Annotated in this window: 18 protein-coding genes; 8 read left to right on the top strand and 10 right to left on the bottom strand. The window is 61.1% G+C overall.

Annotation, left to right across the window (positions count from 1 at the left end):
- Positions 1 to 3: 3 nt before the first annotated feature.
- The 3 genes from H281_RS0127700 to H281_RS0127690 form a co-directional block, all read right to left on the bottom strand.
- Positions 4 to 1,839 carry a sensor histidine kinase gene (locus tag H281_RS0127700; protein WP_020070400.1) on the bottom strand — a complete coding sequence of 612 codons (1,836 nt, stop codon included), beginning with the start codon at positions 1,837 to 1,839 and terminating at the stop codon, positions 4 to 6.
- Positions 1,839 to 2,948 (bottom strand): ABC transporter substrate-binding protein, encoded by a 1,110-nt coding sequence (locus H281_RS0127695; RefSeq protein WP_020070399.1) that lies wholly within the window; start codon positions 2,946 to 2,948, stop codon positions 1,839 to 1,841. Before H281_RS0127695 ends, H281_RS0127700 begins: the two co-directional genes overlap by 1 nt.
- Before the next feature lie 133 nt (positions 2,949 to 3,081).
- Positions 3,082 to 4,014: a 2-hydroxyacid dehydrogenase gene (locus H281_RS0127690; protein WP_020070398.1), complete on the bottom strand. Its 933-nt coding sequence runs from the start codon at positions 4,012 to 4,014 to the stop codon at positions 3,082 to 3,084.
- A gap of 183 nt (positions 4,015 to 4,197) precedes the next feature.
- On the opposite strand from H281_RS0127690, the gene H281_RS0127685 reads away from it, so the two are divergent.
- Together H281_RS0127685 and H281_RS0127680 are read left to right on the top strand one after the other, a co-directional pair.
- Positions 4,198 to 5,676: a sensor domain-containing diguanylate cyclase gene (locus tag H281_RS0127685; RefSeq protein ID WP_020070397.1), complete on the top strand. Its 1,479-nt coding sequence runs from the start codon at positions 4,198 to 4,200 to the stop codon at positions 5,674 to 5,676.
- An 88-nt stretch (positions 5,677 to 5,764) separates the two neighbouring features.
- Positions 5,765 to 6,106, top strand: coding sequence for a zinc ribbon domain-containing protein YjdM (locus tag H281_RS0127680; protein ID WP_027805005.1), 342 nt, complete (start codon positions 5,765 to 5,767; stop codon positions 6,104 to 6,106).
- A 10-nt stretch (positions 6,107 to 6,116) separates the two neighbouring features.
- On the opposite strand, the gene H281_RS0127675 is transcribed toward H281_RS0127680, so the two are convergent.
- A complete protein-coding gene (locus H281_RS0127675; RefSeq protein WP_027805004.1) occupies positions 6,117 to 7,106 on the bottom strand; it encodes an AraC family transcriptional regulator in 990 nt (329 codons plus the stop codon).
- Between the two features lie 343 nt (positions 7,107 to 7,449).
- On the opposite strand from H281_RS0127675, the gene H281_RS0127670 reads away from it, so the two are divergent.
- Both H281_RS0127670 and H281_RS0127665 read left to right on the top strand, forming a co-directional pair.
- Positions 7,450 to 8,502, top strand: coding sequence for an NAD(P)-dependent alcohol dehydrogenase (locus H281_RS0127670; protein ID WP_020070394.1), 1,053 nt, complete (start codon positions 7,450 to 7,452; stop codon positions 8,500 to 8,502).
- Positions 8,503 to 9,283: 781 nt separating this feature from the next.
- On the top strand, positions 9,284 to 10,240 hold the full coding sequence (locus H281_RS0127665; RefSeq protein WP_027805003.1) for a LysR family transcriptional regulator: 957 nt from the start codon (positions 9,284 to 9,286) through the stop codon (positions 10,238 to 10,240).
- A gap of 44 nt (positions 10,241 to 10,284) precedes the next feature.
- On the opposite strand, the gene H281_RS0127660 is transcribed toward H281_RS0127665, so the two are convergent.
- Positions 10,285 to 11,421 (bottom strand): nucleoside hydrolase, encoded by a 1,137-nt coding sequence (locus H281_RS0127660; protein ID WP_020070392.1) that lies wholly within the window; start codon positions 11,419 to 11,421, stop codon positions 10,285 to 10,287.
- A 151-nt stretch (positions 11,422 to 11,572) separates the two neighbouring features.
- The gene (locus H281_RS0127655) at positions 11,573 to 12,547 is read right to left on the bottom strand and encodes a hypothetical protein (RefSeq protein ID WP_027805002.1); all 975 of its coding nucleotides are present in this window, start codon (positions 12,545 to 12,547) and stop codon (positions 11,573 to 11,575) included.
- A gap of 125 nt (positions 12,548 to 12,672) precedes the next feature.
- Between H281_RS0127655 and H281_RS0127650 the strand changes: the two genes are divergently transcribed.
- The 4 genes from H281_RS0127650 (at position 12,673) to H281_RS0127635 (ending at position 19,620) form a co-directional block, all read left to right on the top strand.
- Positions 12,673 to 13,518 carry a M15 family metallopeptidase gene (locus tag H281_RS0127650; RefSeq protein WP_027805001.1) on the top strand — a complete coding sequence of 282 codons (846 nt, stop codon included), beginning with the start codon at positions 12,673 to 12,675 and terminating at the stop codon, positions 13,516 to 13,518.
- A 273-nt stretch (positions 13,519 to 13,791) separates the two neighbouring features.
- A complete protein-coding gene (tssM, locus tag H281_RS0127645) occupies positions 13,792 to 17,661 on the top strand; it encodes a type VI secretion system membrane subunit TssM (protein ID WP_020070389.1) in 3,870 nt (1,289 codons plus the stop codon).
- Positions 17,658 to 18,650, top strand: a complete 993-nt coding sequence (tagF, locus tag H281_RS0127640; protein ID WP_020070388.1) for a type VI secretion system-associated protein TagF — start codon at positions 17,658 to 17,660, stop codon at positions 18,648 to 18,650. Before tssM ends, tagF begins: the two co-directional genes overlap by 4 nt.
- Before the next feature lie 4 nt (positions 18,651 to 18,654).
- The gene (locus H281_RS0127635) at positions 18,655 to 19,620 is read left to right on the top strand and encodes an OmpA family protein (RefSeq protein WP_020070387.1); all 966 of its coding nucleotides are present in this window, start codon (positions 18,655 to 18,657) and stop codon (positions 19,618 to 19,620) included.
- A 95-nt stretch (positions 19,621 to 19,715) separates the two neighbouring features.
- Here the strand turns inward: H281_RS0127635 and tssA are convergent, their stop codons facing one another.
- The 4 genes from tssA to tssF are packed head-to-tail and all read right to left on the bottom strand — an operon-like array spanning position 19,716 to position 26,475.
- Positions 19,716 to 20,834 carry a type VI secretion system protein TssA gene (gene tssA / locus H281_RS0127630; RefSeq protein WP_020070386.1) on the bottom strand — a complete coding sequence of 373 codons (1,119 nt, stop codon included), beginning with the start codon at positions 20,832 to 20,834 and terminating at the stop codon, positions 19,716 to 19,718.
- Between the two features lie 35 nt (positions 20,835 to 20,869).
- Entirely contained in the window at positions 20,870 to 23,545 is a 2,676-nt protein-coding gene (tssH, locus tag H281_RS0127625) for a type VI secretion system ATPase TssH (protein ID WP_020070385.1), read from the bottom strand.
- A 33-nt stretch (positions 23,546 to 23,578) separates the two neighbouring features.
- The gene (tssG, locus tag H281_RS0127620; protein WP_020070384.1) at positions 23,579 to 24,673 is read right to left on the bottom strand and encodes a type VI secretion system baseplate subunit TssG; all 1,095 of its coding nucleotides are present in this window, start codon (positions 24,671 to 24,673) and stop codon (positions 23,579 to 23,581) included.
- A complete protein-coding gene (gene tssF / locus H281_RS0127615) occupies positions 24,637 to 26,475 on the bottom strand; it encodes a type VI secretion system baseplate subunit TssF (RefSeq protein WP_020070383.1) in 1,839 nt (612 codons plus the stop codon). Before tssF ends, tssG begins: the two co-directional genes overlap by 37 nt.
- Between the last annotated feature and the right edge of the window lie 84 nt (positions 26,476 to 26,559).

Raw genomic sequence — 26,559 nt, 5'->3', positions numbered from 1 at the left:
ACCTCACGACACGAAAGTTGCCCGCACATCGTCCGATAGAGGAATGCGCACCGCGACGACAGTACCCGAACCGGCGCTGCTCGCAATCGAGAGCGCTCCGCCGATCAGCCGGGCGCGCTCGGCCATGCCGAGCAATCCGTACGAACCGCGGTGCCCGGCCGACACCGCATTCAGATCGAAACCGCAACCATCGTCGCGAATCTCCAGGTCGATTGACGCTTCGTCCGAACGCAGCGTCAATACCACGCGCGACGCGCGTGAGTGGCGCGCCACATTGGTGAGCGACTCCTGCGCAATGCGGAAAATGGCCGTCGCGCACGAATCCTCGAGTGCGGGTTCGTCGCCATATGTCACGAACGAGCAGCGAATGTGGTGGCGTCCGTGGAAGTCCTCGGCGAGCCATTCGAGCGCGGACACAATGCCGAAATTCAACGCTGCAGGCCGCAGATGATTGGCCACATTGCGCACCATCCACATGGTTTTCTCGACGAGTTCGCGCATTGCTTCGGTCTTGCGCAGCGCGTCCGGATTGCCCGCCAGTTTCATCTGCAGCAATGAAATGTCGATCTTCAGCGCGGTCAGAAGCTGGCCGAGTTCGTCGTGAATTTCGAGTGCGATACGCTTTCTTTCCTCTTCACGAATCACTTCGAGGTGCCAGGACAATTGCCGAAGCTCCTCGCGCGAAGCCCGCAGTTCCTGCTCGGTGCGTTTGCGCTCAGCGACTTCCACCTGAAGCCTGTCGCGGTGGCGGCGCAGATTGTCCAGCGCATGTTTGCGAGCCGTGACATCGGCAAGCAAACCGTCAAGCCGAACGATATCGCCATGCGGGTGCGCGACGCCGCGCGCGCTCAGTTGTACCCAGATAGCCGTGCCGTCAGGTCGCGTGAGCTGCAAATCGAGTTCGGCTATTTCGCCGTCCCGCTTCAGGCGCGCAAAGAGGTCCTCCACTAGCTCGGACGAAAACGGCCGCTTGCCCGGCTCGCCGGTTCCCGCAGCGACCAGCGCGTTTGCGCTGCTGTAGCCGAGCAGACGCGCCATCGCCGGATTGGCTTCCTCCAGCCAGCCGTTGCGGTGCAGGCGGAAAATGCCTTCGAGTGCGTTTTCAACAATGCTCCGGTACTTCTGTTCGCTGTCGTAAAGGCGCGCCGTCGATTCGCGCAGGCGGTCCGCCATTGCATTGACGCGCGCGGCGAGGCGGCCGAGTTCGTCGTCGGACTCCACTGCGCAGCGCGCATCGAGATTGCCGCCTGCTATGCGGTCCACCATTTCTTCGAGCCGGTTGACGGGGCCGCGCACCATGCCATTCAGCAGGACCAGCGTGGCCGCATAGAGCGTGGCGACCATGGCGGCTATCGTCGCGAGAATTGCGTTGCGTGCATCGCGCATTGCCTGCATTGCCGGTGCTCTCGACAGTTGAACGCGCACCTCGCCGAGCTTCTCGCGCGGCGCATTGCCGGGCGGCTGGTATTCGATCGGCCGCACCCGCACCACGTCGCTGGACGGGTCGGCACGGCGTGCACCCTTCGCCTCGGCCACGACGCCATAGCCTACCGCGGTGACCGTGAACTGCACGACCTCCGGATTCGGCGAAAGCGCGGCAAGCTGGGCGCTGATCGCGCCGCGGTCCACGTTCCATAGCGGCAACGCGAGCGAACGGCTGAACAGATCGGAAATGCGCGCAGCACGTTCTTCGAGTTCGGAAAATTTCTGCGCGCGCTGGCGCTCGATCAGCAGATAAGCCGACGTGCCCGCGACCACCGCGACCAGTATCGCGAGCGCAAGCATGAGCTTCGCATGCAGATTCAACGAGCGCAGACCCGGAAGCGAAAATGGACGCATCACCCGCTCCCGGCGAATGGACCGACAAGCCGCGCGAGACTGAAATCGTAGGGGCCGGGCTCGGGATGCCGCACCTTCGAAAACATCGTGAAATCGAGTTCGTCGCCATGATCGAAGATCGCCTGGCTAAAGCGCTCGACGTTGCCCTGATGAACCACGCTCAGAAAGTCCAGCGTCTGGCGGGCGCCTCCCGATGCCGCAAAATCTTTGCCGTGATGGTAGTCGTATAGCAGCACCATCGCCCACGCGCCGATGAAGTAGTCGCCGCCCACCATCGCGGCCAGTCCGCCCTCGGCGACGCTGCGCAGCGCGCCTGGCAGCGCGCCCATGCCGCCTACGAGCACCCGCGCGCCCCGCGACCGCACCGCACTCAACGCGCCTAGCGTCATTGAATCATTAGCAGCCCAAACAAGATTGGTGTCCCGGTAGCGCGCAAGCAGCACGCGCGTCTTTTCCTCGCTATCCGCGTAGCTCCAGTCGCTGAACACCAGTTGATACATTCGCGAGCCGCCGGCACGGGACAGAAACGCGTCGACACCCGAGGCGCGTTCCTGCGAAACCGGCGTGTTGGGATCTCCGGTGATGCCGATCACCCTGGCCGGTTCGCCGGCTAGCCGGCCGCACAAGTAGCTCATCAGGCGATAGCCGCCGCTCGCCGCGTTGGCTGTCACCGTTCCGATCCAGTTCCGAATGGCTTGCCGCTCGTCGCCGATTTCACGACGTTGCCGAGCGGTCACGTCGTTATGAATGACGACAACTTTCGAAGACGAGCGAGCGAGCAACTGAAGCATCTGCTGGGCGGCCATTTTTTCATTGACGATCACCACGTAATCGGGAGGATCGGCGCGGCGCGCGACTTCCTCGGCCTGACGCAACATAAGCAGATGATCCCGCTCGGCGTACACAACGTCGAGACGCATGTCGAAAGACCGCGCCGCAATGCCCATGAATTCCGACACCAGTTGCCAGTGCTGTCCGGTGCCATGCTCCACGGCCTCACCCGGGTTGAGGAACACCACACGAGGTCTGCCCGCCGATGCGCGAGCCAGACTGACCGGGCCGAGCAGAGCGCCTAGCGAGCATGCAGCGAGCGCATCTCTGCGTTTCATATCACCAATAGGCCGACCATGACGCGGGATACTCATTATGAGTCTACCGCCACGCCATTGCACCTCTGGCAAATGCGTAGGCGGCAGCGTTCACAGCGGTCGCAATGGACAGACGAAAGACAGCGGCGTCTGGTCAGATCGGGGTCAACACAGGCTCGCCGGCGAAATGCCGGGCAGCGTTTCGCAGAAAATTGTTCACGGCTGCCGCTATCGCGTCGGGCGAGCGTCCGCCGACGTGCGGTGTCAGCACGACATTGCGCAGCTTCAGCAAGGCAGCAGGCGGCTGCGGTTCGCCCTCGTAGACGTCGAGTGCCGCGCCTGCGATCGTCCCTGCTACGAGCGCTTGCGCGAGCGCAGCGGTATCGAGCACGCTGCCGCGAGAAACGTTGACGACGAAACCATCCGGGCCCAGCGCCTCAAAAACCCTGGCGCCGATCAGATGATGCGTACCCGCACCGCCGGGCGTCGCGATCACGAGGAAGTCGCACCATCGCGCGAGTGCTTCGACGCCGTCGAAATACGATAACGATGTGCCTTCGCGCGGCTTGCGGTTGTGATAGCCGATCTCCATGTCGAAGCCCGCGCCGCGCCGCGCGATCTTCTCGCCGATGTTGCCGAGCCCCACGATGCCGAGACGCTTGCCGGAGACGTCCGGACGCATCGGCAATGCATCGCGCCATACGCCTTCACGCGTCGCCTCGTCGAGTCGCGGCACATCGCGCACGATCGACAGGAGCAACGCAAACGCGTGGTCGGCGACGCAGTGATCGTTGGTGCCCGCTCCGTTCACGAGCACGATGCCGCGCGAGCGCGCATGGTCGACGGCAACGTTTTCATAGCCCGCGCCGAGTGCGCTGACGAATTCCAGCTTCGGCATGCGATCGATCTCAGCCGCGCTGATCCCGCGTGTGCCGTTCGTCAGCACCGCGCGGATCATTGCGCCGTGAGTGGCGATGACAGCGGCATGTTGCGCCGGATCGGGCGCGTAGACGCTATCGAATTCCGCCTCGATAGAAGCGCGGCTCGCGTCGTCGAGATGAATGAGAATCAGCAGAGAAGGCTTCATGTCCGTCCTTTTTCCCGGTGGCGTGTGTGCAGGTTGGCAAACGAAACGTGTCGAATCGAGTGTAGCAAGACCAATTATTGCGTGCTGACGCGAAGCCCTGCTGCAAGCGGATGAAAGCCGTTTGTTTTTTAGGCGGCTTCAAAGGGGCCGTAAAATAGCAGGACTTTTCGCTAAGAGAACCTCATGCTGGATACTCTGCCAGGCGTCCCCAAGCCCGCCAACGACGATTCGAAGATGTTCGACCTCGCGCCCGTCTCGCTATGGGTCGAAGACTTCAGCGGCGTGCGCGATCTGTTCGACGCATGGCGCGCCGAAGGCGTGACCGACCTGCGCGCGCACTTCGCGAATGTGCCCGAACGGGTTGCGGAATGCGCCCGCAGCATTCGCGTCATCAAGGTGAATCAGAAGACGCTGACGCAATTCGAAGCCGCCGATTTCGCCACGCTCAACGACAACCTCGCCACGGTGTTCCGCGACGATATGCTGAAGACGCACCTGGAAGAACTGTGTCAGCTGTGGGCCGGGCAAGCCCACTTCACGAGCCAGACCGTGAACTACACGCTTGGTGGTCGGCGCCTCGACGTACTGCTGAAGGGCTCCGTGCTGCCGGGTCACGAGGAGCGCTGGGACCGCGTGCTGGTGTCGGTGGAAGACATCACCGAACTGGAGGCGGCGCGGCGGCGCGTGACGCTCGCCGAGGAATATGCGCGCGGCCTGTTCGAGCATTCGCCGGTATCGCTATGGGTCGAAGATTTCAGCGCGGTCAAGCAACTGCTCGATCAGGCGCGGGCGGCCGGCATTAGCGATTTCCGCGTGTTTACCGATGTGCATCCGGAGTTCGTCGAGCGCTGCATGCAGGAGATTCACGTGCTCGACGTGAACTGGCACACGCTCGAAATGTTCGCCGCGCCGGACAAAAAAACGCTGCTCGCGCGCCTGCCGGAAGTGTTCCGCGACGACATGGGGCCGCATTTCCGCGAGCAGTTACTCGACCTGTGGGAAGGCAAACTGTTCCAGCAGCGCGAGGTGCTCAACTATTCGCTCGACGGCAGCGAGGTGCACGTGCATCTGCAATTCTCGGTGCTGCCCGGTCACGAAAAGAACTGGGACCTCGTGCTCGTCGCGCTGACCGATATCACCGCACGCAAGAAGGCCGAAGCGTACCTCGAATTTCTCGGCAAGCACGACGTGCTCACCAAGCTGCGCAATCGTTCGTTCTATGTGGACGAACTGAACCGGCTCGAGCGCAAAGGTCCGTGGCCCGTCACCATCATCATGGCCGATCTGAACGGCCTGAAACGCGTGAACGACCAGCTCGGCCACGCTGCCGGCGATGCGCTGCTGCGCCGCGCAGGCGAAGTGCTGGCGAAAGCCATGGAGTCGCCGTTCCAGGCCGCCCGTATCGGCGGGGACGAGTTCGCGATCCTGATGCCGAACACGGACGAGCGCGGCGGCGCGGCGATGATCGACGCAATTCGCCAACTCGTCGAAATGAACAATCAGTTTTATCCGGGCTCGCCGCTGAGTTTTTCAATGGGAGCCGCGACCTGCCAACGCGGGGACCGCCTTGAAGCCGGCGTTCAGCGCGCGGATCTGCTGATGTACGAAGAAAAACGCTCGCACTACGAACTGCGGCCCAGTGTGGACGCCAGCGGCGTCTGAAAGCGGGATAGCGCGACGCAGGCGTCGGCTATACTCGCCCCCCTCAACCGATCCCGATCCTCGGCGCACGCGCCTTCCAAAAAGAACCATGTCGACAATTCCCGCCTGCCCCCAATGCGCAATGGACAACACTTACCCGGACGGCGAGAACTATGTCTGCCCCGACTGCGCGCACGAGTGGCCAATCGCCGCCGTCACATCCGCTGACCAGTCAGACGAACGCGTGGTCAAGGACGCCAACGGCAATGTGCTCGCCGACGGCGATGCGGTAGTGCTAATCAAGGATCTAAAAGTAAAGGGCTCTTCCATCACACTGAAAATGGGCACGAAAGTAAAGAGCATTCGGCTCGCCGGCGGCGATCACGAGGTGGACTGCAAAATGGACGCCGGCAACTTCATGTTGAAGGCGGCGTATCTGAAGAAGGTGTGAGGCAGCGCGCTTACACGGCCGTGACATAACGTGCGACCGGCTGCACGATTCGCGGCGGCGGTGAGTCGTAGATTGCCCGCATGCGCTTCACTTCGTCGACGGGACTCAGGCCAAACAGGCGCTTGAATTCGCGACTAAATTGCGAGGCGCTTTCATAACCTACGCGCGCCGCTGCGGCGCCCGCATTCAAACCGTCCTGCACCATCAACAGGCGCGCGTGATGCAAACGTGTGGTCTTCACGTATTGCATCGGCGAAGTCGCTGTCACTGCCTTGAATTGCGCGTGAAAAACAGCGAGGCTCATACCGGCTTCTGCAGCAAGCGTATCGACGTCGAGCGCGCCGTGATAATCGGCGTGGATGCGACGCAGCGCCTTTGCAACGCGGCCAAAATGATTCTGGTGCGTGAGCGCCGCGCGAATCGCGTCGCCCTGCTCGCCGGTCAACACCCGATAGCAGATTTCGCGCACGATGCTGGGCGCGAGAATGCGCGCGTCGAGCGGCGACGCCAGCGCATCCAGCAGACGCTGCACCGCGCTGCTCAAAGCGGGATCGAGCGGCGTCGAGTAAATGCCGAGCGGTTCGTTCTTCGCGGCGCCTTGCGTTTCGTTGAGCGCCATCAGCAACTCGGCCACCATGGTCAGATCGACCCGGATCGAGATGCCGAGGAACGGCTGATCAAAGCTCGCCTCGGTCTCGCATTCGAACGGCAGCGGCACGGACAGCACGAGGTACTGCTGCGCATCGTACTGGAACACCTGGTCCCCGAGATAGCCGCGCTTGCGCCCCTGACACACAATAACAATGCTCGGCTCGTACATGACCGGCATGCGCGGCAGCGGGCTGTTGGCACGCATCAGGTTCACACCTTCAAGGCTCGAACGCGTCATGCCGGGCTTCGGCGCGAGCATGTCGAATACTTCGATCAGGCGCTGCTGCGCGGCGTCAGCCACTGGAAGTTCGGCTGAGGGTGACGACAGTTCGGACGAGTGCTGCGACATGACGATATAGTGACGTGCAAGAGAATAATGCTTGAAATTTAGCACCAAACTGCCTGGTGCGCTCCGCTCCAGGAGTTTTAGGCAAATCTTCAAGACATTCAGGTATTCACTGAGTGGCCTCGCGCTCCTACTATGGGAACCCTGCCGGATCATCCTTTCCGCGCTACGCCACCAGTCTGGTCGGCAGTTCATGTTCACGAACTCGCCACCCATGCGGGCGTTCCGATCCGCGCGGTGGTCCGACGCTCTGATCGAAACATTGGCAAGACCTGGCCGCATCGGCGATATGTATCGCCCATCGCGGGCGGCTTGCAACATCCACCCTCTTTTGCTGGAGCTACCCATGAGCACGACATATGCCTATGCCGCGACCGACGCCAGCGCGCCGCTCGCCCCGTTTGAAATCCAGCGCCGCGAACTGCGCGCGCACGACGTACAGATGGAAGTGCTGTATTGCGGCGTGTGTCACTCCGACCTGCATCAGGCCCGCAACGAATGGAAGAACACGGTGTATCCCGTGGTGCCCGGTCACGAGATCGTCGGCCGCGTCACCGCCGTGGGAACCGACGTCACGAAGTACAAGACAGGCGATCTCGTAGGCGTGGGATGCCTCGTCGACTCGTGCCGCACCTGCGCAAGTTGCGCCGAAGGGCTCGAGCAGTACTGCGAGAACGGTTTTGTCGGTACCTATAACGGCGTGGACCGCGTCGACGGACAGATTACGTACGGCGGTTATTCGACTCAGCTCGTCGTCGACGAAGAATTCACGTTGCGTGTGCCGCAAAATCTCGACCCCGCCGGCGTTGCGCCATTGCTGTGCGCGGGCATCACGACGTATTCGCCGCTGCGCACATGGGGCGCCGGCCCCGGCAAGAAGGTCGGCGTTGTCGGCCTCGGCGGTCTGGGTCACATGGGCGTGAAGCTGGCGCGTGCGATGGGCGCGCATGTCGTGCTGTTCACGACGTCGCCGTCGAAGATCGAGGACGCGAAGCGGCTAGGCGCACACGAGGTGGTGATCTCGAAGAACGCGCAAGAAATGGAAGCGCATGCGAACAGCTTCGACCTGATTGTGAATACGGTGGCTGCGCCGCACGACCTGAACCCGTTCCTTAACCTGCTCAAGCGCGATGGAACGATGACGCTGGTAGGCGCGCCGGAGCACGACCATCCGTCGCCGCAAGTGTTCAACCTGATTCTCAAGCGCCGCCGCCTGGCCGGTTCGCTGATCGGCGGGATTGCCGAGACGCAGGAGATGCTGGACTTCTGCGGTGAGCACGGAATCACTTCGGACGTCGAAGTCATTCCGATGCAGAAGATCAATGAGGCGTATGAGCGGATGTTGAAGAGCGACGTCAAGTATCGATTTGTGATCGATCTCGATTCTTTGCGGAAGTGATTGAGAGGGTTGCTGCCTGCGGCGCGGTATTTTTTTCGCGCCTGCGGGCGGTGGCTTTGTTTTTTGCTTTTTGTGGTTTGGAGTTCTGTTTCTGGGTGGGACCTTTGGCCTTTCCTTGATTTCACGGCGGTCTATTAGCGTTGCCCCTGTGCGGGGCGGCACTTACTTTCTTTGCCGCCGCAAAGAAAGTAAGCAAAGAAAGCGGGCTCAAACCGCTAGCTCATAAGTGGGCGCCGTGGCCTGCAACCGGAAGTGGTGCATCTGGAATCCGTGCACCCGCACATTCCACGCTCGTGACAAAGCAGTCATTCTTCCGGCAGCGCTTCGCGCGCCGTGGCGGTAGTTCATAAAACCGTCGGTACTTTTTGTTGCGGGCAGTCATGTCGCGCCCAAGTTTTCGATCGGAAGTACTACCGATACGCGTCAAAGCGCGCATGGTGTTCCGTGCACCTTTCCGACGAGCGCACCGCGCGAGGCGGGAAGTATGACTGCCTTGTCACGAGTGCCGAATGTGCGAGGGCACGGATTCCAGATGCACCACTGCCCTCTCTGAGCCAGGGGACCCACTTATGAGCTAGCGGTGTGAGCCGCTTTCTTTGCTTACTTTCTTTGCGGCCGCAAAGAAAGGAAGTGCCGCCCCGCACAGGGGCAACGCTAATAGACCGCCGTGAAATCAGGGAGAGGCCAAAGGTTCCAAAAAACAGAACCCCAACGTAATCAATCAAACACCCAAACAGCCCGCCGCAAAGGCAAAAAGCTAACCCCAAACGAGAGGCACCGAATGATAGACAGAATAACCGCCATGCGCACATTCATCCGGATTGTGGACACGAACAGCTTCACCCGCGCAGCGGAATCGCTGAACATTCCGCGCGCGACGGCGACTACCATCGTCCAGAATCTGGAAGCCCTGCTCGGCACGCAGTTGCTCGCCCGCACCACGCGGCGGCTCAGCGTCACTCCGGAAGGCGCCGCCTATTACGAACGCTGTGCGCAAATCCTCGCCGATATCGACGAAATGGAAGCCAGCATCCGGCACGCCACCGATAACCTCACCGGCCGTCTGCGCATTGAAATGCCCGGCTCGGTGGCAAGCGCAATCGTGCTGCCTGCGCTCGACGACTTCCATACACGCTATCCCAACCTCGACCTTGCCGTTGGCGTCAGCAACCGTACAGTGGATCTGGTGTCCGAAGCAATCGACTGCAGCATCCAGCTCGGTGAACTGCCGGACTCGAATCTCGTCGCGCGGCATCTCGGCACGCTCGAGCATGTGACCTGTGCAAGTCCGGATTATCTCGATCGATACGGCACGCCTACTGACCTCGACGACCTGCGCGGGCACGTCGCAGTCAATTGCATGTCGCCGCATAACGGCCGCGAAGTCGCTTTCGATTTCGAAGTGGACGGCGAAGCGCAAAGCGTCAAGGTAAATGGTTTTGTGAAGGTCAGCGACGAGCAGGCGTATCTCACCTGCGGACTGCAAGGCCACGGGCTCATTCAACCTGCGCGGATCGCCGCGCAACCGTACCTCGACTCGGGACTATTGCGCGAAGTACTTCCGCAATGGAAGCCTGTGCCCATGCCTGTTTCGGTCGCCTATCTGAAGAATCGCCGTGTGTCGCCCCGCGTGCGCGCATTCGTGGACTGGCTCGCGGAGTTGTTCGAAAACGCCGAGCACGTCGATCAGGACCTCTCGCACGTGCGTCAATTGCTGCGTGGCTTGCATCCCGCGTGAAGCGGATTCATGCAGCCTCGCAGCAGTACACGCGTGACAATAGATCAGCCTGGCAGCGGCACCGGCCGGGTCAGCAGGTCCACATAGAAATTGAAGAAGTTCTGGTTGTCAAAGCGTTTGACGATCGTCATCTTCTGCAATCCAGCCGGCGGTGAGCTCGAATAGCCGGTAGCTTTGCCGTCATTCGCGCCGAAACTCGTATCCACGTCCACCCACTCGTCCACGGTCTGGGTCGCAAACGAAGGATGCATCAGGTACCCGAGTGTCAGTGTGTCCCATATGTTCGTGGTGTAGTTCGGGTTCGTCTCGAAGCCGTTCTTGCCGTCAAAACCATAGCCATTCAATGTCTTGAACAATTGAGTAATGATGGTCTGCTTCGTTGGATCATGTGCGATACGGTCGTAAAGCGCCTTATCCATTTTCACGGTGTCTGTCACGTCGAGCGGCACGACGACCTGCTTCACCGGCAGACGCAGCACCTCTTTCGCTGCTTGCGGATCGAACCACCAGTTGAATTCCGCCGTCGGTGTCGTATTGCCCGGCACGTCGATCGCGCCTCCCATATAGATGATCTGTTTGATCAACGGCACGATCTCGGGATGCTGACGCGCGGCGAGCGCGATATTGGTCAATGGTCCGATTGCAAGAATCGTCACCTCGCCGGGATTCTGCTTCACTGAATCGACGATGAAATCCACCGCGCTTTTGCTCTGCACCTTGGTGTGCGTCGCGAAGCCGTCGGGCGGTGCCACGAGGTCGCTATCGGACTTCGGCTCGGGCGTGCCCCAAGCGCCGAGATAGCCGTCGCCGCCGGGGAATTGCGTCATTTCTGCCTGGATCGTGGCGAAGTCATGCGACAGCGCATAGTTTGCGCCTGCATAGACGCCGATCTGCTTTTCAACGCCGAGCCGCTCGACGGATTTCAATGCATCCGCCACGCCCTGCTTCAACCATTGATTACCCGACACCACGGTAATGCCGAGTACTTTCAGCGATCCCTGCGCCTGTAATTGCGCCGCCATGACGCCGAGCTGGCCATCGTCGCTCAGCGTGTTGTAGTCGCTGTCGATAATGACCTTGGGGGGATTGGACGGATTCAGTTCGCTGCCGCCGCATGCCGCAATGACCAGAGCAGTCACGACGCTTGCTACATAGCTCAATGCCACGAAAAACCGCTTCATTGATGTCTCCTGTTCTATCGCATCGGTGTGCGACTAGGGAGAGTCATCATAGACTTAAAGACGCCGAAATCAAACCGTAGTATCGACGAGGCTCGCGGATAACGCGAACCTCGCCAAGGCCTCTCGAACAGAAAACTCGTATGGCAAAGAGTCAGGGCTGACGCGCTTGCTGCGCAGAGCCTGGGCATGCGGGGTCTTTGCCCCAATGACCGTCGCACACGCGCCAGCGGCACAACTGGTCTTCGAAAAAGCCACGCTGTCCGCACTCTTTTACGCGCTCGGCAAGCTTTGCATTGCCCGGCGCCGCCGAGGTAGGCACCTTGGCGGCCGGACTACTGCCGCCCGCCTTGCTGTCCGCCGGTTTGGTCCGTGCAACGAGCGCGGCCAATAGATCGGCGTCCGAATCATCTTTCGATGTCGCGCCCGGCTTCGCTTTCTTCGTCTGCGCGGCGGCGGCCGTCGTGCTCGAACGATGGTTGCCTGCGCTTGCCGTTACGGTTTCCTTCTTGCCGTGCGCCGCGGCCTCGTGCTTGCTCCTGCTCGCAACGGCCGTTGAACTCTTGTCGTGCTTCGCCGCCGACGCAACCGCTGGCGCCGTTGCCGACGCGCCTGAGACCGGCGCGACCGCAGCAACCGAGGTTGAAGCGCCGCTCGGCACCGCGCCGTCCGCAAGCGCCCGCGACAAGCGGTTGTCCGCGAGGCCTGCGGACGCCGATGCAGAAGAAGCCGCGGCTTTGCTGTCGCTGTCATCGGCGATGATCGTCGCCGCTTGCGACGATGCCGGCGCGGGCGCTTGCGCATTCGCGGCGACCTGAACGGTTGCGCTCGCAACGGAGGCCGGTACGGCGGCCCTGGCGACGTTGGCTCCACTCGCGGGCAGGGCGCCGGCGACCGGCTCCGCAGGCGCACGTTGTTGCATGTGCCACGCGCCCCATCCCCCCGCGGCGATTACAAGCAGGGCGACCAGCGCAAGAGGCGTTCTTGACCGGCGTGGTTTATCGTTAGGCGGCGCGACGCGGCCTTCCAGATTCGCAAGAATTCGCGAACCATTGCCATCTGCGCCTTTAGCCTTATCGGATAACAGGCTAGGCGGGGCTTTGGAATTTGAATTTTCCGGCGCACTCATTCACTGTCTCATTGAATCCTGGATTATTTCGCCGTGATAATACTGCTCCGGCTCCTCTCCGAGCAGGCCTGATTCTAAGAGCAAGCATTACAAAATACAATTGTTTCCAATTTCCGGGGTCGCCATTGATTGCCGTAGTACTTCTTGCCTATTTCGCCATCGCGGTTGTGATCGCCGCAATGCTGCTTTTGCCGGCAGTCCGGGCTTCTCTATTAGACGCTGCACTGACCATTCATGGACGCGTTATGCGCGGGGCATCGCGTAGCGCATCCGTCGCGCGCGGCCAATTAGCACGCTCGGCAAGAATTTCGCAATCCACTGCGGTGGATATGAAGAAATTACTGGCGCGTCGGCGCTTGCTGATTTTTACCACCACAGGTATTCTTGCGACGCCGCCATTGGTGGCATTGGCATTACGCGGCCGGCAGTTATTCCAATTCGACGAAACAGCACGGGTACCCGACGAGAAAATTGCCGCCTTACTAAACGGCGAACAGCTCGTACCCCCGCCGCCGCTGCCGCCGGAGGTGTTTGCCACGCGTGAAGTCGAGCAGATCCGGCCCGCGCTGAAAGATGCGAGCCGCGACTGGAATCTGCTCGATGCCGATTTCAGAACGCGTTTATTGCTCGTCTACAAAATCATGCACGAGCAGCACGGGTACGAAATGGCTTTGCTTGAAGGTTATCGCAGTCCGGAGCGGCAAAACCGGCTCGCGCAAATGGGGAGCAACGTCACCAATGCCGCTGCGTTTCAAAGCTATCACCAATACGGTCTTGCTGCGGACAATGCGTTTCTACGCGACGGCAAGCTCGTCATTTCAGAAAAAGATCCCTGGGCGATGCGAGGCTATCAGTTATATGGGCAAACAGCCGAACAGGTCGGCCTGACATGGGGTGGCCGCTGGAAAATGATGGATCTCGGGCACGTTGAATATCACAAACCCGGCTTCGTCCTCGGACGGGGTCATTAAGACGTAACGGGTACAAGAGGCTGGAAAATGGGGCGTTCAATCATTATTTATGGCAAAAAGCGGCAGTGCAAACCGCAATCGCCTATACAACGGTGCATTCATCAGGCCGCTATTTGCAAGCACCGCACTCACGCATTTAACAATTCACCCATTTTCATGTTCGTCCCGAACCCGCTTTCGTTTTCTTTCGCTTCGGTTTCAAACGCTGCACTCGCGTGATGCCCTTTGCCACAGCACGCGCCACAACACCAATCATCAAGACCTGAACGGCTTATGCGACGCATTCTCAACGTGTTGACCCATCCACGCACGCTCTCGATCATCGGCCTGCTCGCGCTCGCTGCTGTGTTGTTCGTCGGCGCCGATACATTGCAGATCGATCTGATGTGGCCGGCCATCGCACTCGGCGTGGTCATCGCGCTATGGCTGCTCGTGTGGGCGGTGCGCCGCCTGCGCGCGCGGCACGCGAACCGCAAGCTCGGCGAGATGCTGGAACAGCAGGCCGAGAAACAGAGCACCGAGGCCGGTCCTGCGCCAACGCCCGCCCGCCAGGCAGAACTCGACGTGCTGCGCACGCGCCTCGTCGATGCAGTCAAGACCATCAAGACCTCGAAGATCGGTCAGGTCTCGGGCGGCTCCGCACTGTACGAGTTGCCGTGGTACATCGTGATCGGCAACCCCGCCGCCGGCAAGAGCAGCGCCGTGTTGAACTCAGGCTTGCAGTTTCCCTTCGCCGACAAGAACAACGCGGTAATTCACGGCATTGGCGGCACGCGCAACTGCGACTGGTTCTTCACGACCGAAGGCATCCTGCTGGATACGGCCGGCCGTTACTCGGTGCATGAAGAAGACCGCACCGAATGGCTCGGCTTTCTCGGTCTGCTCAAACGCTTCCGGCCGAAAGCACCGATCAACGGGATCATCGTGACGGCGAGCATTGCGGAGCTCACGAGCAGCAAGCCGGAATTCGCAATCAATCTCGCGAAGAATCTGCGCCAGCGCGTGCAGGAATTGACCGAGAAGCTCGAAGTTTTCGCGCCTGTCTACGTGATGTTCACGAAGGCAGACCTGATTACGGGCTTCACCGAATTCTTCAGCGGCAGCGACCGTCATGAATACGACCGCGTGTGGGGCGCCACCCTGCCCTACGAACCGGACGAGAAGCGCGACGTGGTGGGGCTTTTCGACGAGCACTTCGAAGAACTGTACGACGGCCTGAAAGAAATCAGCGTCGCGCAAATGTCAATCAATCGCGGCAATAAGCTCTCGCCCGGTCAACTGAGCTTTCCACTGGAATTCTCGACGATCAAGCCGGCATTGCGTGCTTTCCTTGCCACGCTCTTCGAAACGAACCCGTTCCAGTACAAGCCGATCTTCCGCGGCTTTTATTTCACGAGTGCGTTGCAGGAAGGCGAAACCAATAGCTCCGCGGCCACGCGCATCGCCAACCGCTTCGGCCTGAGCGCCGACAGCCTGCCGAAGCCGCATAGCGCATTCTCGAAGAACGGCTTCTTTCTGCGCGATCTCTTTTCGAAAGTAATTTTCGCAGACCGGCAAACGGTCAAGCAGTTTGCAAGCCCCGCGAAAACGCGCATGCGCTATGCAACGTTCTTCGGCTTCGTCGCCGCGCTGGCGCTCGCACTCGGCGGCTGGACCTGGTCGACCATCGGCAATCAGCAACTCGCCGAGAACGTGAAAGCCGACCTCGACAACGTGGTGCGCCTGCAGCAGAACCGCAACGATCTGCAGTCGCGCCTGCAGGCCATGGACGTTCTCGAAGACCGTATCGACCAGTTGGAACAGTTCCGACGCGACAAGCCGCTCGCCGTTTCATTCGGTCTGTACCAGGGCGATCGTCTCGAAGAACGCCTGCTTACCGAGTACTACAACGGCGTGCGCCAGATCCTGCTCGATCCGGTTTCGCAGAACCTCGCGTCGTTCCTGAAGGAAGTCAACGCGCATCCCGATCAGCTTGCGCCGCTTAACCGCACGCCCGATGCGGCCGCCATTCCCGTCTCGGCTCACACGGCCATGGCGGCAAACAGCCAGGGCGGGCTTTATAGCGACGCATCGCCAACCAACGTCGAAGACGCGTACAACGCGCTCAAGACGTATCTGATGCTAAGTGACAAACGTCACGTGGAAACGGCTCATCTGACCGACCAGGTTGCGCGTTTCTGGCGCGGCTGGCTCGAAACGAATCGCGGCAACATGCCGCGTGACGAGATGATCCGCAGCGCGGAGCGCATGATCACGTTCTACCTGTCACGCGTATCCGACGACGACTGGCCGATGATCGACCAGAACCTCGGCCTCGTTGACCAGACGCGCGAAAACCTGCGCCGCGTAGTGCGCGGCATGCCGGCGCGTCAGCGTGTCTACGAAGAAATCAAGGCGCGCGCGTCGACCCGTTTCGCGCCAATGACCATTGCGCGCATCGTCGGCGAAAACAATACGGCGCTCGTGGCGGGCAGCTACGCGATCCCCGGCACGTTCACGCGTGAAGCGTGGTTCCAGTACGTGCAGCCTGCAATCCGCGACGCCGCGACGAAAGAACTGCAAGCGAAAGACTGGGTGCTCAACACCTCCGCTCATGACGACCTCACGCTCGAAGGCAGCCCTGAGCAGATTCAGAAAGCACTCGTCACGATGTACAAGACTGAGTACGCAATGCACTGGCAGAAGTTCATGCAAGGTATTGCGGTGCAGAGCTTCGGCAGTTTCGGACAAGCGGTGGACGCAATGAACCGTCTCGGCGATCCGCAGGATTCGCCCATTCGCAAAGTACTCGAAACTGCTTACGACCAGACCTCGTGGGATAACCCGTCGCTTTTCAACGCGAACCTGAAACGCGCGCAAAGCGGTGTGACGAGCTGGTTCAAGCAATGGTTCGCGCGCGCGCCGACCGGTCAATTGAACGCGAACATCGACATCAACGGTAATCCAGTTGAATTGCCGATGGGCCCGATCGGCCAGGAGTTCTCCGCGCTCGGCCGCATTGTCGTGACGGGCGACAACGGCTCGATGCTCAAAGGCTACATGGACACGCTGTCGAAGGTCCGTACGCGGTTTAACGTCATCAAGAATCAGGGCGATCCAGGGCCGGGCGCGCGCCAGCTCATGCAGCAGACGCTCGACGGCAGCGGCTCCGAGTTGGCCGATTCGCTCAAGTATGTCGACGAGCAGATGTTGACGGGTCTCACCGACTCACAACGCAAGGCGTTGCGGCCGCTGCTGGTGCGTCCGCTGATGGCCGCGTATGCCGTGGTGATTCAGCCCGCGAGCGTCGAAGTGAACAAGGTGTGGAATGCGCAGGTGTATCAGACGTTCCAGAGTTCGCTTGCGAACAAGTATCCGTTTGCCGGCGATGCGAAGGTCGAAGCCGGCGCGGGTGAGATTGCGCAGGTGTTCGGACCTGACGGTTCGATTGCGAAGTTCGTCGGCACCACGCTCGGGCCGCTCGCGGTGCGCCGCGGCGACACGCTCACCGCCCGCACATGGGGCGACATGGGCCTCGCGCTCACGCCCGACTTCACCAACGGCTTCGCGCGTTGGGTCGCGCCGCTCGCCGGCGGCGCAGCGGGTGCGTCGGCGGGCCAAAGTTCGGCCGAGCCGCAGACAGTGTTCCAGATTCTCCCGCAGCCGAGCAGCGGAACGACGGAGTACACGCTCGCGATCGACGGTCAGCAGATGCGCTACCGCAACACGCCGCCGCAGTGGACCAACTTCGTGTGGCCGAATCCGTCGGGCTCGCCAGGCGCTACGCTGAACGCGACGACCTTCGACGGCCGCACGCTGCAGCTCGTCAACGAGCCGGGCCGCTACGGTCTTGAGAAGCTGATCAACTCGGCGCAACGAAAGCGCCGCCCGGATGGGACCTTCGACCTGTCGTGGACCCAGGGCAATGTGACGGTGGCGGTGAGCATGCGGATCATCAGCACGTCGCAAGCATCGGGCAGCAGCAGCGACGCGCCGCAACAGCAGAGCCTGCGCGGTTTGCGCCTGCCGTCGTCGGTAGCGGATGTGAGTGCGGCGGCCAACTCGGTCACCGCTACGGCCACGAATACGGCGGCGCCCGCGTCGCCGGCAGCGCGGCCGGCCACGACCGCCACTGCGGTTTCGAACACAGGGAGTGCGCAATGACGCAGACCGTGCAGGCGCAGATCGCGTACTTCGGGAAGATTCCGTCGCGTGGGGACTTCGTTAAAAGCGCGCACAACCCGCAGTTGCTCGCCACGCTCGACCGCTGGATCGCCGAGGCAATGGAATTGCTCACTGACGATCCGCGCTGGAAGATCGTCTACGAAAATGCGAAGCCCATGCACTTCGCGTTCCTCGGTTCGCGCAGCAAGCTCGCCATTGCGGGCCATATGGTGGCGAGTCACGATCAGTCGTCGCGCCGCTTTCCGTTTCTGGCGGCAACCGCGCTCGAAGTCGAAAAGCCGCTCACGTTCCTCGCGCACAGCCCGCTCGCTTTCGCGCGTTTGTGGTCGCGCGTGTCGGCGCAGATGAAGCCTTTGCTTGGCGCAAGCGAGCCGGCCGGCGCATTGCAGGCGCTGGGCGAAACGCAGGTGCCGATCGAGATTGGCGGCGGTCCGGGCAATCCGCATGACGGCACCTTCAACGACTTTGTCGAGCACCAGACGCTCGCCGGGCTCGAACAGATGTTGCTGGCAAGCGGTCATCCTGTGCGCTTGCGCGGCGCGATGCTCGCGCTCGGTTCTCTGCTGCGCCCCGTGATGCAAAGCGGCTCGTCGCATCTGGAACGCGGACTCACGCTGCCGCTGCCTAACGATCCGTTCTATCGCAGTCTGGTTGCGGCATTCTGGCTGGAACTGATCGCGCCGTTCGTCGCGCAGGCGGATTTCGAACTGGCGATCTTCATCGGCACGATCGCAGAGCGCGAGCGGCTCATTGTCGGCTTTAACGGCGCGTCGGCGAAAACGCTGCATAGCGTGGTCGATCCGCAAGCCTATGCAGCACATAACATCGATATCGACGATCCCGAGTGGATCGACGAACACGCACAAAACGATCATGGCATCAGCAAGCTTGTCAGCTACCTCGACCAACCGCAACTGTCCTTGCGCGTCAGCATCGACACGTTCCGCGAAGCCTTCACGGGAGCGTAATGCAATGCTGAATTCACGCACCAGGATCGCCGTGCTACTCGCGGGCTTGATGTTCAACGCGTCGGCGCACGCCGACAACGACGGCCCTGCCCGCGTCACACCGGTCGACAACAGCGGCATTTCGATTCGCACCACGACACTGCCCGCGCCTTCGGCCAGCCCCTCAGCTACGGCGGGCAACGTGGGGCCCGCGGTGAACACTGCCGGCCTCGCGAGCGGCACGACAGGTGCGGGCACCGGTGCCGTCACGGCATCGCCGCCGCCCGCTAACGCGGCGCCGGGCCAGGTCGTGGTGGGCGGCAAAGTCCCGGACGAAGCGACCAAGGCGGCCGTGCTCGCACGTTTGCGCGAGACGTATGGGGCAGCCAGCGTGGTCGATCAGATCGAAGTCGCAGACGTCGCAACGCCGCCTAACTGGTCCGCCAACGTGCAAAAGCTGATCGGCCCGCAACTGAAGCAGATCAGCAAGGGCCAATTGAAAATCGACGGCACGCAGATCGACGTAAAGGGAGAAGTACGCAACGAGTCGCAGCGTCAGCAACTTGCGAGCGATATGGCGAATGCGTTGAATCCGACCTATACGATCAAGAACGGTCTGCGCGTCAGTGCATCCGAGCAGGGCCTGCTGGACCAGACGCTCGCGAATCGTACGATCGAATTCGAGACCGGCAGCGCGACGCTCACGCCGCAAGGCCGCGCCATTCTCGATCAGATGGCTGCTGCGATGCTGAAGATGACCACGAAGACGGTGGCGATTATCGGTCACACCGACAACTCGGGTAACCGAACCTCGAATATCGCTTTGAGCCAGGCACGCGCCGATGCCGTGAAGGGCTACCTCGTGGCGAAGGGCATTCCGCCGCAACAGATGAGCACGACCGGCGTCGGACCCGATCAGCCGATTGCATCGAACGATAGCGCCGATGGGCGCGCACGCAATCGCCGCATCGAGTTTCGCGCGGGTTCCTGAGCGGACCAACGCGTCAGCACTTGAACTGCTCGCGTAAAAAAACCTGGCTCGGTCAAGCGACTCGAAGCCAGGTTTTTTCGTTTGGGCGCGGACCTCTAGCCGTTTTCTTCCGGCTTTACGCCGAGCAACTCGCGAATATGCGCGAGCGATCCGTCGTCTTTCACCACAGTTGAGAGCCACTGATGCAACGGCATGTCCGCAGCCTCGGCGGCCTTGTCGGCAAAATAAGCAGCAGGATTATGCGGCTCCGTAGTGCGAAAGAACCGGGCCACCGCGCGCAACTGCGCGACGGCTTGCGCGCGGCTCTGGATTCCTGCGATTGCGTGGGTCGGCGGCGTCGTCAACACGGGCTCCTCGCGTTGCGGTGAAGTTTTGAAGGTGGGTTCGGCCCGTTCCAGCTCGTGATGCATCGGCGCACTCGATCTGTCGATAGACGTCGGTTGCGCATCTGCATTCACGCCCAGTTCGCGTGCAAAACGTTCGGCCAGACGATAAACGCTTTCATATGCGTCTTTCGCCTGACGAAAGCTCGGTGCCGAGTCAGCGGCGCGACGGTCCAGTTCCTGTTCGAGTGCGAGCATTGCCGCTTCGAACGCCTTGAGTTCGGCCAGCAGCGTTGAGTAAAACGCGGGCGGCGTCGCGCGTTTCGATGCGTCGATCTGCTCGATGGACGGCTTGCCGCGCGCAATGTCGTCGGCATGATCGGGATCGCGCTTCACGGCTTGCGCAACGTGTGTCGCCACGTCCCAATCGATCGTGCTGTACAGGTTGCCTTGCGACGACGTAAGCGGCATGGCGCGCAGCAGATCGCCGGTGCGACCGACAAGCCATGCAACGTTGCCGAGTCGATATTCGGTGTCGTCGCCTTCCGGCAGCGGATGGACTGTGTCCCAGAACTTCTCGCACAACCCCGCCAGCAGCGTATAACCCTGCGTGAGACCGCTCACGCCTTCTTCTATGGCAAGCGCTTCCGTGAGCCACACAGCGAGCCGCAAGTCTTTGGTCTGCGTCTGCAGCAAAGCGCTCGATCGCTCGATAACGAACGGCCAGTCGGCTTCCTTGATCTCGGTGATCCATTCGCCTTGATCGAGCGATGGATCTTCGAAACGCCGGGCGTGCTGGATCGCATCGAAGTCGGCGGAGAACAGCAGATCTTCGCCACAGGGCGCGGCTTCGCTGATTGGAGCGAGCAGCGTGTTCAGATTGGTCGGCATGGCACAGAGCTATCAGAATGCATTTGTGAAATTGCTTAGGCGACGGCGTATTCGAACTCGCCAGCCTCGCTTGCGCGCACCGAAATACGTTGAATCGCCACGCCGTTGGCTATGCGCTCCAACACGTGCTGTGCGACTTCGGGCAACAGCGTGCCGTTGAGAATATGGTCGACGTTGCGCGCACCGGAATCCACTTCGGTGCAGCGCGCGAGGACCGCATCGACGAGAGACTCGTCCCACTCGAACACTGCCTTGTGATTCGATTCTATGCGGCGGCGAATCCGCTCCAGTTTCAACGCGATGATCTCGGCAAGCACGTCGTCGGAAATCGGATAATAGGGCACTACTTTCATGCGCCCGAGAAAAGCCGGTTTGAATGCTTTGTATAGTTGCGGGCGCAAGGTTTCTGCAAGTGCATCGGCGTCAGGCAATTCCTCGGCGGTTTTGTTCAGGCACGCCTGCATGACCGCTTGCGAACCGACATTCGACGTGAGAATGATCAGCGTATTGCGGAAATCTATCTCGCGGCCTTCAGCGTCATCCATCGTGCCTTTGTCGAACACCTGAAAGAACATTTCGAGCACATCGGGATGAGCCTTTTCGACTTCATCGAGCAATACGACCGAATACGGGTTGCGGCGCACGGCTTCTGTCAGCACACCGCCCTCGCCATAGCCGACGTAGCCCGGCGGCGATCCTTTGAGGCCAGACACGCTATGCGCTTCCTGGTACTCGCTCATGTTGATCGTCACCATCTTGCGCTCGCCGCCGTAGAGCACATCGGCGAGTGCGAGCGCCGTCTCGGTCTTGCCGACGCCCGACGGTCCGACAAACATGAACACACCACGCGGTTTGTTCGGATCTTCGAGATTCGCACTTGCCGTGCGTACTCGTTGCGCGATGGCTTCGAGTGCATGATCCTGTCCGATCACCCGCGCGCCGAGTAATGGCTGCAGGTTGAGCACAGTCTGGATTTCGTCCTTGACCATGCGGCCGAGCGGAATGCCTGTCCACGACGCGACGATTTCCGCGACAACGTGGCCGTCCACCTGCAACGGCACCATGGGCTGACCGCCCTGCAACGCATGCAATTCGGCGACGCGAACCGCGAGCGTTTCGCGCGCCTGTTGCGCCTTCGCCGCTTGCTCCGCGTCCGCGCTACTCACCCGCGCGGCGTCGATCTCCGCCCGCAAGCCCACGATCTCGCTCACCAATGCGCGCTCCTTGTCGTAGCGCGCTTCGTCTTCGGCGAGATCCTTCAGGTCTTCTTCGCGCAGTTCGCGCAACTGCGCGAGCCGTTCGTCGTGAAGCGCCCCGCTCGCCACTTCGCGCTCCAGCGCCGCAATTTCCGCGTCGATACGTTCGAGGCGCTTCTTCGTGTCGTCGATAGCGGCCGGTGTCGAACTGTGCGCGAGCGCGACTTTCGCGCATGCGGTGTCAAGCACGCTGATGGCCTTATCCGGCAGTTGCCGGCCGCTAATGTATCGATGCGAGAGGCGCACTGCCTCGGTAATCGCATCGTCGAGCACCCGCACGTTGAAGTGCTTTTCCATCAACGACGCCATGCCGCGCAACATCGCTGCCGCAAGCGTTTCGCTCGGTTCTTCGATCTTCACGACCTGGAAACGGCGGGCCAGTGCTGCGTCTTTCTCGAAGTACTTCTTGTACTCGCTCCAGGTGGTCGCAGCGATTGTGCGTAATTCGCCGCGCGCCAATGCCGGCTTCAGCAGATTCGCCGCATCGTTCTGGCCAGCCTGCCCGCCCGCGCCGATGATCGTATGCGCCTCGTCGATGAACAGGATGATCGGATGCGGGCTCTTCTTGACCTCGTCAATCACGTTCTTCAGGCGATTCTCGAATTCGCCCTTCACGCTGGCGCCTGCTTGCAGGAGGCCCATGTCCAGTACATGCAGCGCCACGCCTTTCAGCGGCGCGGGCACGTCGTCTGCCGCAATGCGAAGCGCGAGCCCTTCGACCACCGCAGTTTTACCGACACCCGCCTCGCCTGTCATGATCGGATTGTTCTGCCGACGCCGCATCAGTATGTCGATGGTCTGGCGAATTTCGCCTTCGCGGCCGATCACCGGATCGATCTTCCCTTCACGCGCTCGCTGCGTGAGGTTGCTGGTGTAGGTGTCGAGTGCCGGCGTCTTCGACGGTGCGCCCACCGCCGCGTCCGCTCTCGCTGCATCGTTCGCGCTTTCGTCCGGACTCTGCGCCGCATCGCTGCGCTCGACTTCGCGAGAGCCTGCAGTCAACTCGTCGAACTTATGCTTCAGATCCGTCACACGCACATCGCCCAGCAATGGCGACATCCGCTCGGCGAATTGTGCGAGATCGGGTGCGCTCAGCAACGCGAGCAGCAAATGCCCTGAACGGATGCGCCCAATCTGCGAATCGAGCGACGCAATTAGCCATGCCTGTTCGAGCAGATCGATCAGCTGTTTCGAGAACACCGGCGTACGCGTATTGCCTGTTTTCAGGCGCTGCAGCTCACGCTCGATATCCGCACGCAACGCATGTGGATCGATCCTGCTTGCGCGCAGCACCAGCGCAACATCGCTTGCCGGTTCATCGAGCAGCGCAAGCAGCAGATGTTCGAGGTCCACCTCGTAATGACCGCGGGCAAGACAGTTGTTCGCCGCCAGCAACGCTGCTTGCCGGCAAGTCGGATTCAGTTTCGCGATCAGGGTATTGAGGGACGTGCTCATGTCGTGCGATCCGGTCAGGTTCTATCGTTATAGTCAGTGAATCACGTGCAGTTCGTAACGCGCATCCATGCGGTCGCGCTCGGCGTCGCGTGTACAAAGAAACGCGTCCCAGCCGAGGCGTGCGCCCTTACTGAGAAGCGTCGGGCCCACGGCCTCGCGGCGCAGCACTAGCGCCACTTCGTATTCGAGCGTGATGCCCGCCAGCAGCGTAAGCATGCGTTCCAGCGCAACGGCGCGGTCCGCACCGGGCAGAAACGCCTCGTAGTCGGCTTTGTCGAGCGGTCCGATCACGAGCCGCGCGCGCATGTCGCGCTGCCAGACGCGCTCACCGGCGAGCGCAGTTGCGCCAAGTGTCGCGTTGACACTGCCGAGCAGCGTCAATTGATCGCGCGGCACGTCATACCATTTGCCGACGAACTGCTCGACACGCACCGGCACCTTGAAGTATTCGGACAACGTGCGTTGCAAATACGCTGCCGACACTGGCCTGTGCCGCGCGGGCAGCGCATAGCCGGCAATCGCTTCGTCGAATAGCGCGCCCTCGCCAGTTTGCAGACTGGTGCGGGTGTCGTTGTCCGCAACGCCCGCGAGCGCAAGCAGCAACGGCAAGTAGCGTTCGTCGCGATCCAGTTCGTAATGAAACGGCAAGCGGTACTTCTTCCACGCCGCGTAAAAAAGCGCGGTGGCGCGATTGGAAAACACATCGAAGAATTCGCGCGTGGCGCGGTCGCGCTTGATCTGTTCACGGGCGATGATCTGCTCGGTGTAGTGCAACGGCAACGCGCCCTGCCCGCCGAGCAAGCCAAAGAATGCCGGCGTGATGTCAACTTTTTCGAGCGAGCCGTCTTCGAGCGCTGCCGTACGCTGGGCCTTCTCCTTTAGCGCAGTGCCTTCGTCGTCGTACGATTGCGCACCGTGGATCTCGCTCGGCGGGAAAGACATGGAGAGCGAATTGCGAAAAGCAATGCGCTGCGCGACGATATCGCCGGAACGTCCGGTGTCAGACGGCGATTGTTGTGCAAACCACTTTTCGAACAGCCGCACCGCCTGAAAAAATTCAAAGCGATGTGGTTCGTCGAGAAGCTGCTCGACTACGCCAGGATCGATTCGCCGCTGCGCGGTTTGCATCGCAAGATCTCCTCGCCAGTGCGCTTCGACACGACGACCAGTTGCACAAAGCTGTTCAGATGCACATACAGCCCAAAGAATGTGTCGATCACGCGCACGAAAGACGCGAGACTCGTGCCGACAAAATGTTCTTCGTCGATGGTCAAGCGAATCTCAATGCCGCGCACGAACGTCGCGAACGGTTTGCCGGGCAGCCATTGCACGGCCGCGCACTGCTCGATTCCGACAAGACCGTCGATATGCCGCGCCGACACCGCCGTGCGCCGCAAATCGTAGAGCACCAGCATTTCCTTCAGCGCGGAAAGCCCGCTATTCGCGAGCGACACATGGTTCAGCGCGAGATGCGAAATAAGCCGCCAATGCGCGGCCCGGCCGCGTTCGAAACGCACGCTCGGCGTGGGCCGGCGCAACATCGTAATGCTGCCCGTCAGCGACCCGCCTTCGAGAAAGAGATCGCCGCCTTCGAGACCCACGGCGAGGCCCGCGGGCAAGTCGCGGTTCGTACAGGTCAGATCGAGACTCAACGTGTCGGTTTGCGGCGCCGCCGGTTCAAAGTCGATATCGACAATCGAGATCTCGGTCTCGTAGCCTGGGCTCTTTTGCGCGACCCAATCGTTGCGGCGCGCGAACCAGTAGTGTCCGGCGCGTGCGGCCTCGCCGTGATGCAGCGAATAGAAAGGCCTGAATTCGGTGACCGATTCCTGATGCGCCTGTTGCCTGACGAACTTGACCGAATCGATCGAATAAACCTCATAGGCAAATGCGCGGCGCGCTTCAGCGATCACCGGGTACGAGACCGCCTGATGGGTCACGCGAATCGGTTCGCCGTGCTGTTCGAACAGATTCACCACCGGCGTGCAAAAGAGACGGAAATGATGCGCCGACAAGGCATCGAGAAGTCTGGCGACATGCGAATCGCTGCGCACTTCTTTCAGCACGATGTGCAGTGTCAGGCGTTGGCAGCGTCCTGTCGCGCGCGTCATTGCGGTCAGATCGAAGTCGGCGAAATTGAATTTCTCCGGGAATGCAAAGTACTCGGTGAGGAGCCGATAAGCCGGATGGGACTTGGCCGGATAGTCGATCAGCGCGTCTTGCTCGTCAAAGCCTGCCTGCACGAGCGGCGATGCACGCAGTTGCGTCCATACGCCGCGCCGGTCGGCTTCGACATATGTGGCCATAGCATTGACAAACAGGCAGTCGGCGAGCGCCGCAATGAACGACTGCTCGCCGTGCAGATGCGCGCGCAACGTATCCACCTTCAACGCGGACAGATCGAGTTGCGCGGCGGTGGATTCGAAGGTGATCGAAACGATTGCGGTCGCATTGCCGGGTAGCACGGTCGCGCTGGGCGCCATTGCGACTGACGTGTACTTCGCCTCCGAGATACGAACCGGTGCGAGCGTGACGTCGTACGCGGTCCGGAAACGGCATTGCACGCCGCGAATGGGCCGCGACTTCAGTTCAGTACCGCGTTCGATCGTGACCGGTTCCGTCAGATGACTCAATGCGGCGGAGGTGCCCAATTGCGCAATCGAACACGATGGAAATGGCCGCAGATAGTGCGGATATAGCACTTCGAGCAGCGCTTCGGTGAACTCGGGGTAATCGTCGTCGAGCTTCTTGTTGATGCGTGCGCCGAGCAGCGCGAACGACTCGATCATTCGCTCGACATGCGGGTCCTCGCAGTGCTCGCCCGACATGGCAAGACGCGCGGCGATCTTCGGGTAGCGCTCCGCGAAGTCGCGCGAATAGCGCCGCAAAAATGACAACTCGCGCTCGTAATACGGCAGCAATTCTTCCATCGATCTAATCCCCGGACCCGAACCTTCTCCGCTTCGTTACCGCCGCCGATGCGCGTGGCGGCGGCGGGGAAGCGGCATTGAAGC

It is taken from the genome of Paraburkholderia caledonica (assembly GCF_000383275.1).
In the GTDB taxonomy this organism is placed as follows: domain Bacteria; phylum Pseudomonadota; class Gammaproteobacteria; order Burkholderiales; family Burkholderiaceae; genus Paraburkholderia; species Paraburkholderia caledonica.
The sequence above is the reverse complement of the archived record's forward strand: the minus strand, read 5'-3'. Positions and strand labels throughout refer to the sequence as shown.

Coding starts and splice junctions, on each gene's coding strand:
- H281_RS0127700 (WP_020070400.1), bottom strand. CDS start 1,839: ATGCGTCCATTTTCGCTTCCGGGTCTGCGCTCGTTGAATCTGCATGCG.
- H281_RS0127695 (WP_020070399.1), bottom strand. CDS start 2,948: ATGAAACGCAGAGATGCGCTCGCTGCATGCTCGCTAGGCGCTCTGCTC.
- H281_RS0127690 (WP_020070398.1), bottom strand. CDS start 4,014: ATGAAGCCTTCTCTGCTGATTCTCATTCATCTCGACGACGCGAGCCGC.
- H281_RS0127685 (WP_020070397.1), top strand. CDS start 4,198: ATGCTGGATACTCTGCCAGGCGTCCCCAAGCCCGCCAACGACGATTCG.
- H281_RS0127680 (WP_027805005.1), top strand. CDS start 5,765: ATGTCGACAATTCCCGCCTGCCCCCAATGCGCAATGGACAACACTTAC.
- H281_RS0127675 (WP_027805004.1), bottom strand. CDS start 7,106: ATGTCGCAGCACTCGTCCGAACTGTCGTCACCCTCAGCCGAACTTCCA.
- H281_RS0127670 (WP_020070394.1), top strand. CDS start 7,450: ATGAGCACGACATATGCCTATGCCGCGACCGACGCCAGCGCGCCGCTC.
- H281_RS0127665 (WP_027805003.1), top strand. CDS start 9,284: ATGATAGACAGAATAACCGCCATGCGCACATTCATCCGGATTGTGGAC.
- H281_RS0127660 (WP_020070392.1), bottom strand. CDS start 11,421: ATGAAGCGGTTTTTCGTGGCATTGAGCTATGTAGCAAGCGTCGTGACT.
- H281_RS0127655 (WP_027805002.1), bottom strand. CDS start 12,547: ATGAGTGCGCCGGAAAATTCAAATTCCAAAGCCCCGCCTAGCCTGTTA.
- tssM (WP_020070389.1), top strand. CDS start 13,792: ATGCGACGCATTCTCAACGTGTTGACCCATCCACGCACGCTCTCGATC.
- tagF (WP_020070388.1), top strand. CDS start 17,658: ATGACGCAGACCGTGCAGGCGCAGATCGCGTACTTCGGGAAGATTCCG.
- H281_RS0127635 (WP_020070387.1), top strand. CDS start 18,655: ATGCTGAATTCACGCACCAGGATCGCCGTGCTACTCGCGGGCTTGATG.
- tssA (WP_020070386.1), bottom strand. CDS start 20,834: ATGCCGACCAATCTGAACACGCTGCTCGCTCCAATCAGCGAAGCCGCG.
- tssH (WP_020070385.1), bottom strand. CDS start 23,545: ATGAGCACGTCCCTCAATACCCTGATCGCGAAACTGAATCCGACTTGC.
- tssG (WP_020070384.1), bottom strand. CDS start 24,673: ATGCAAACCGCGCAGCGGCGAATCGATCCTGGCGTAGTCGAGCAGCTT.
- tssF (WP_020070383.1), bottom strand. CDS start 26,475: ATGGAAGAATTGCTGCCGTATTACGAGCGCGAGTTGTCATTTTTGCGG.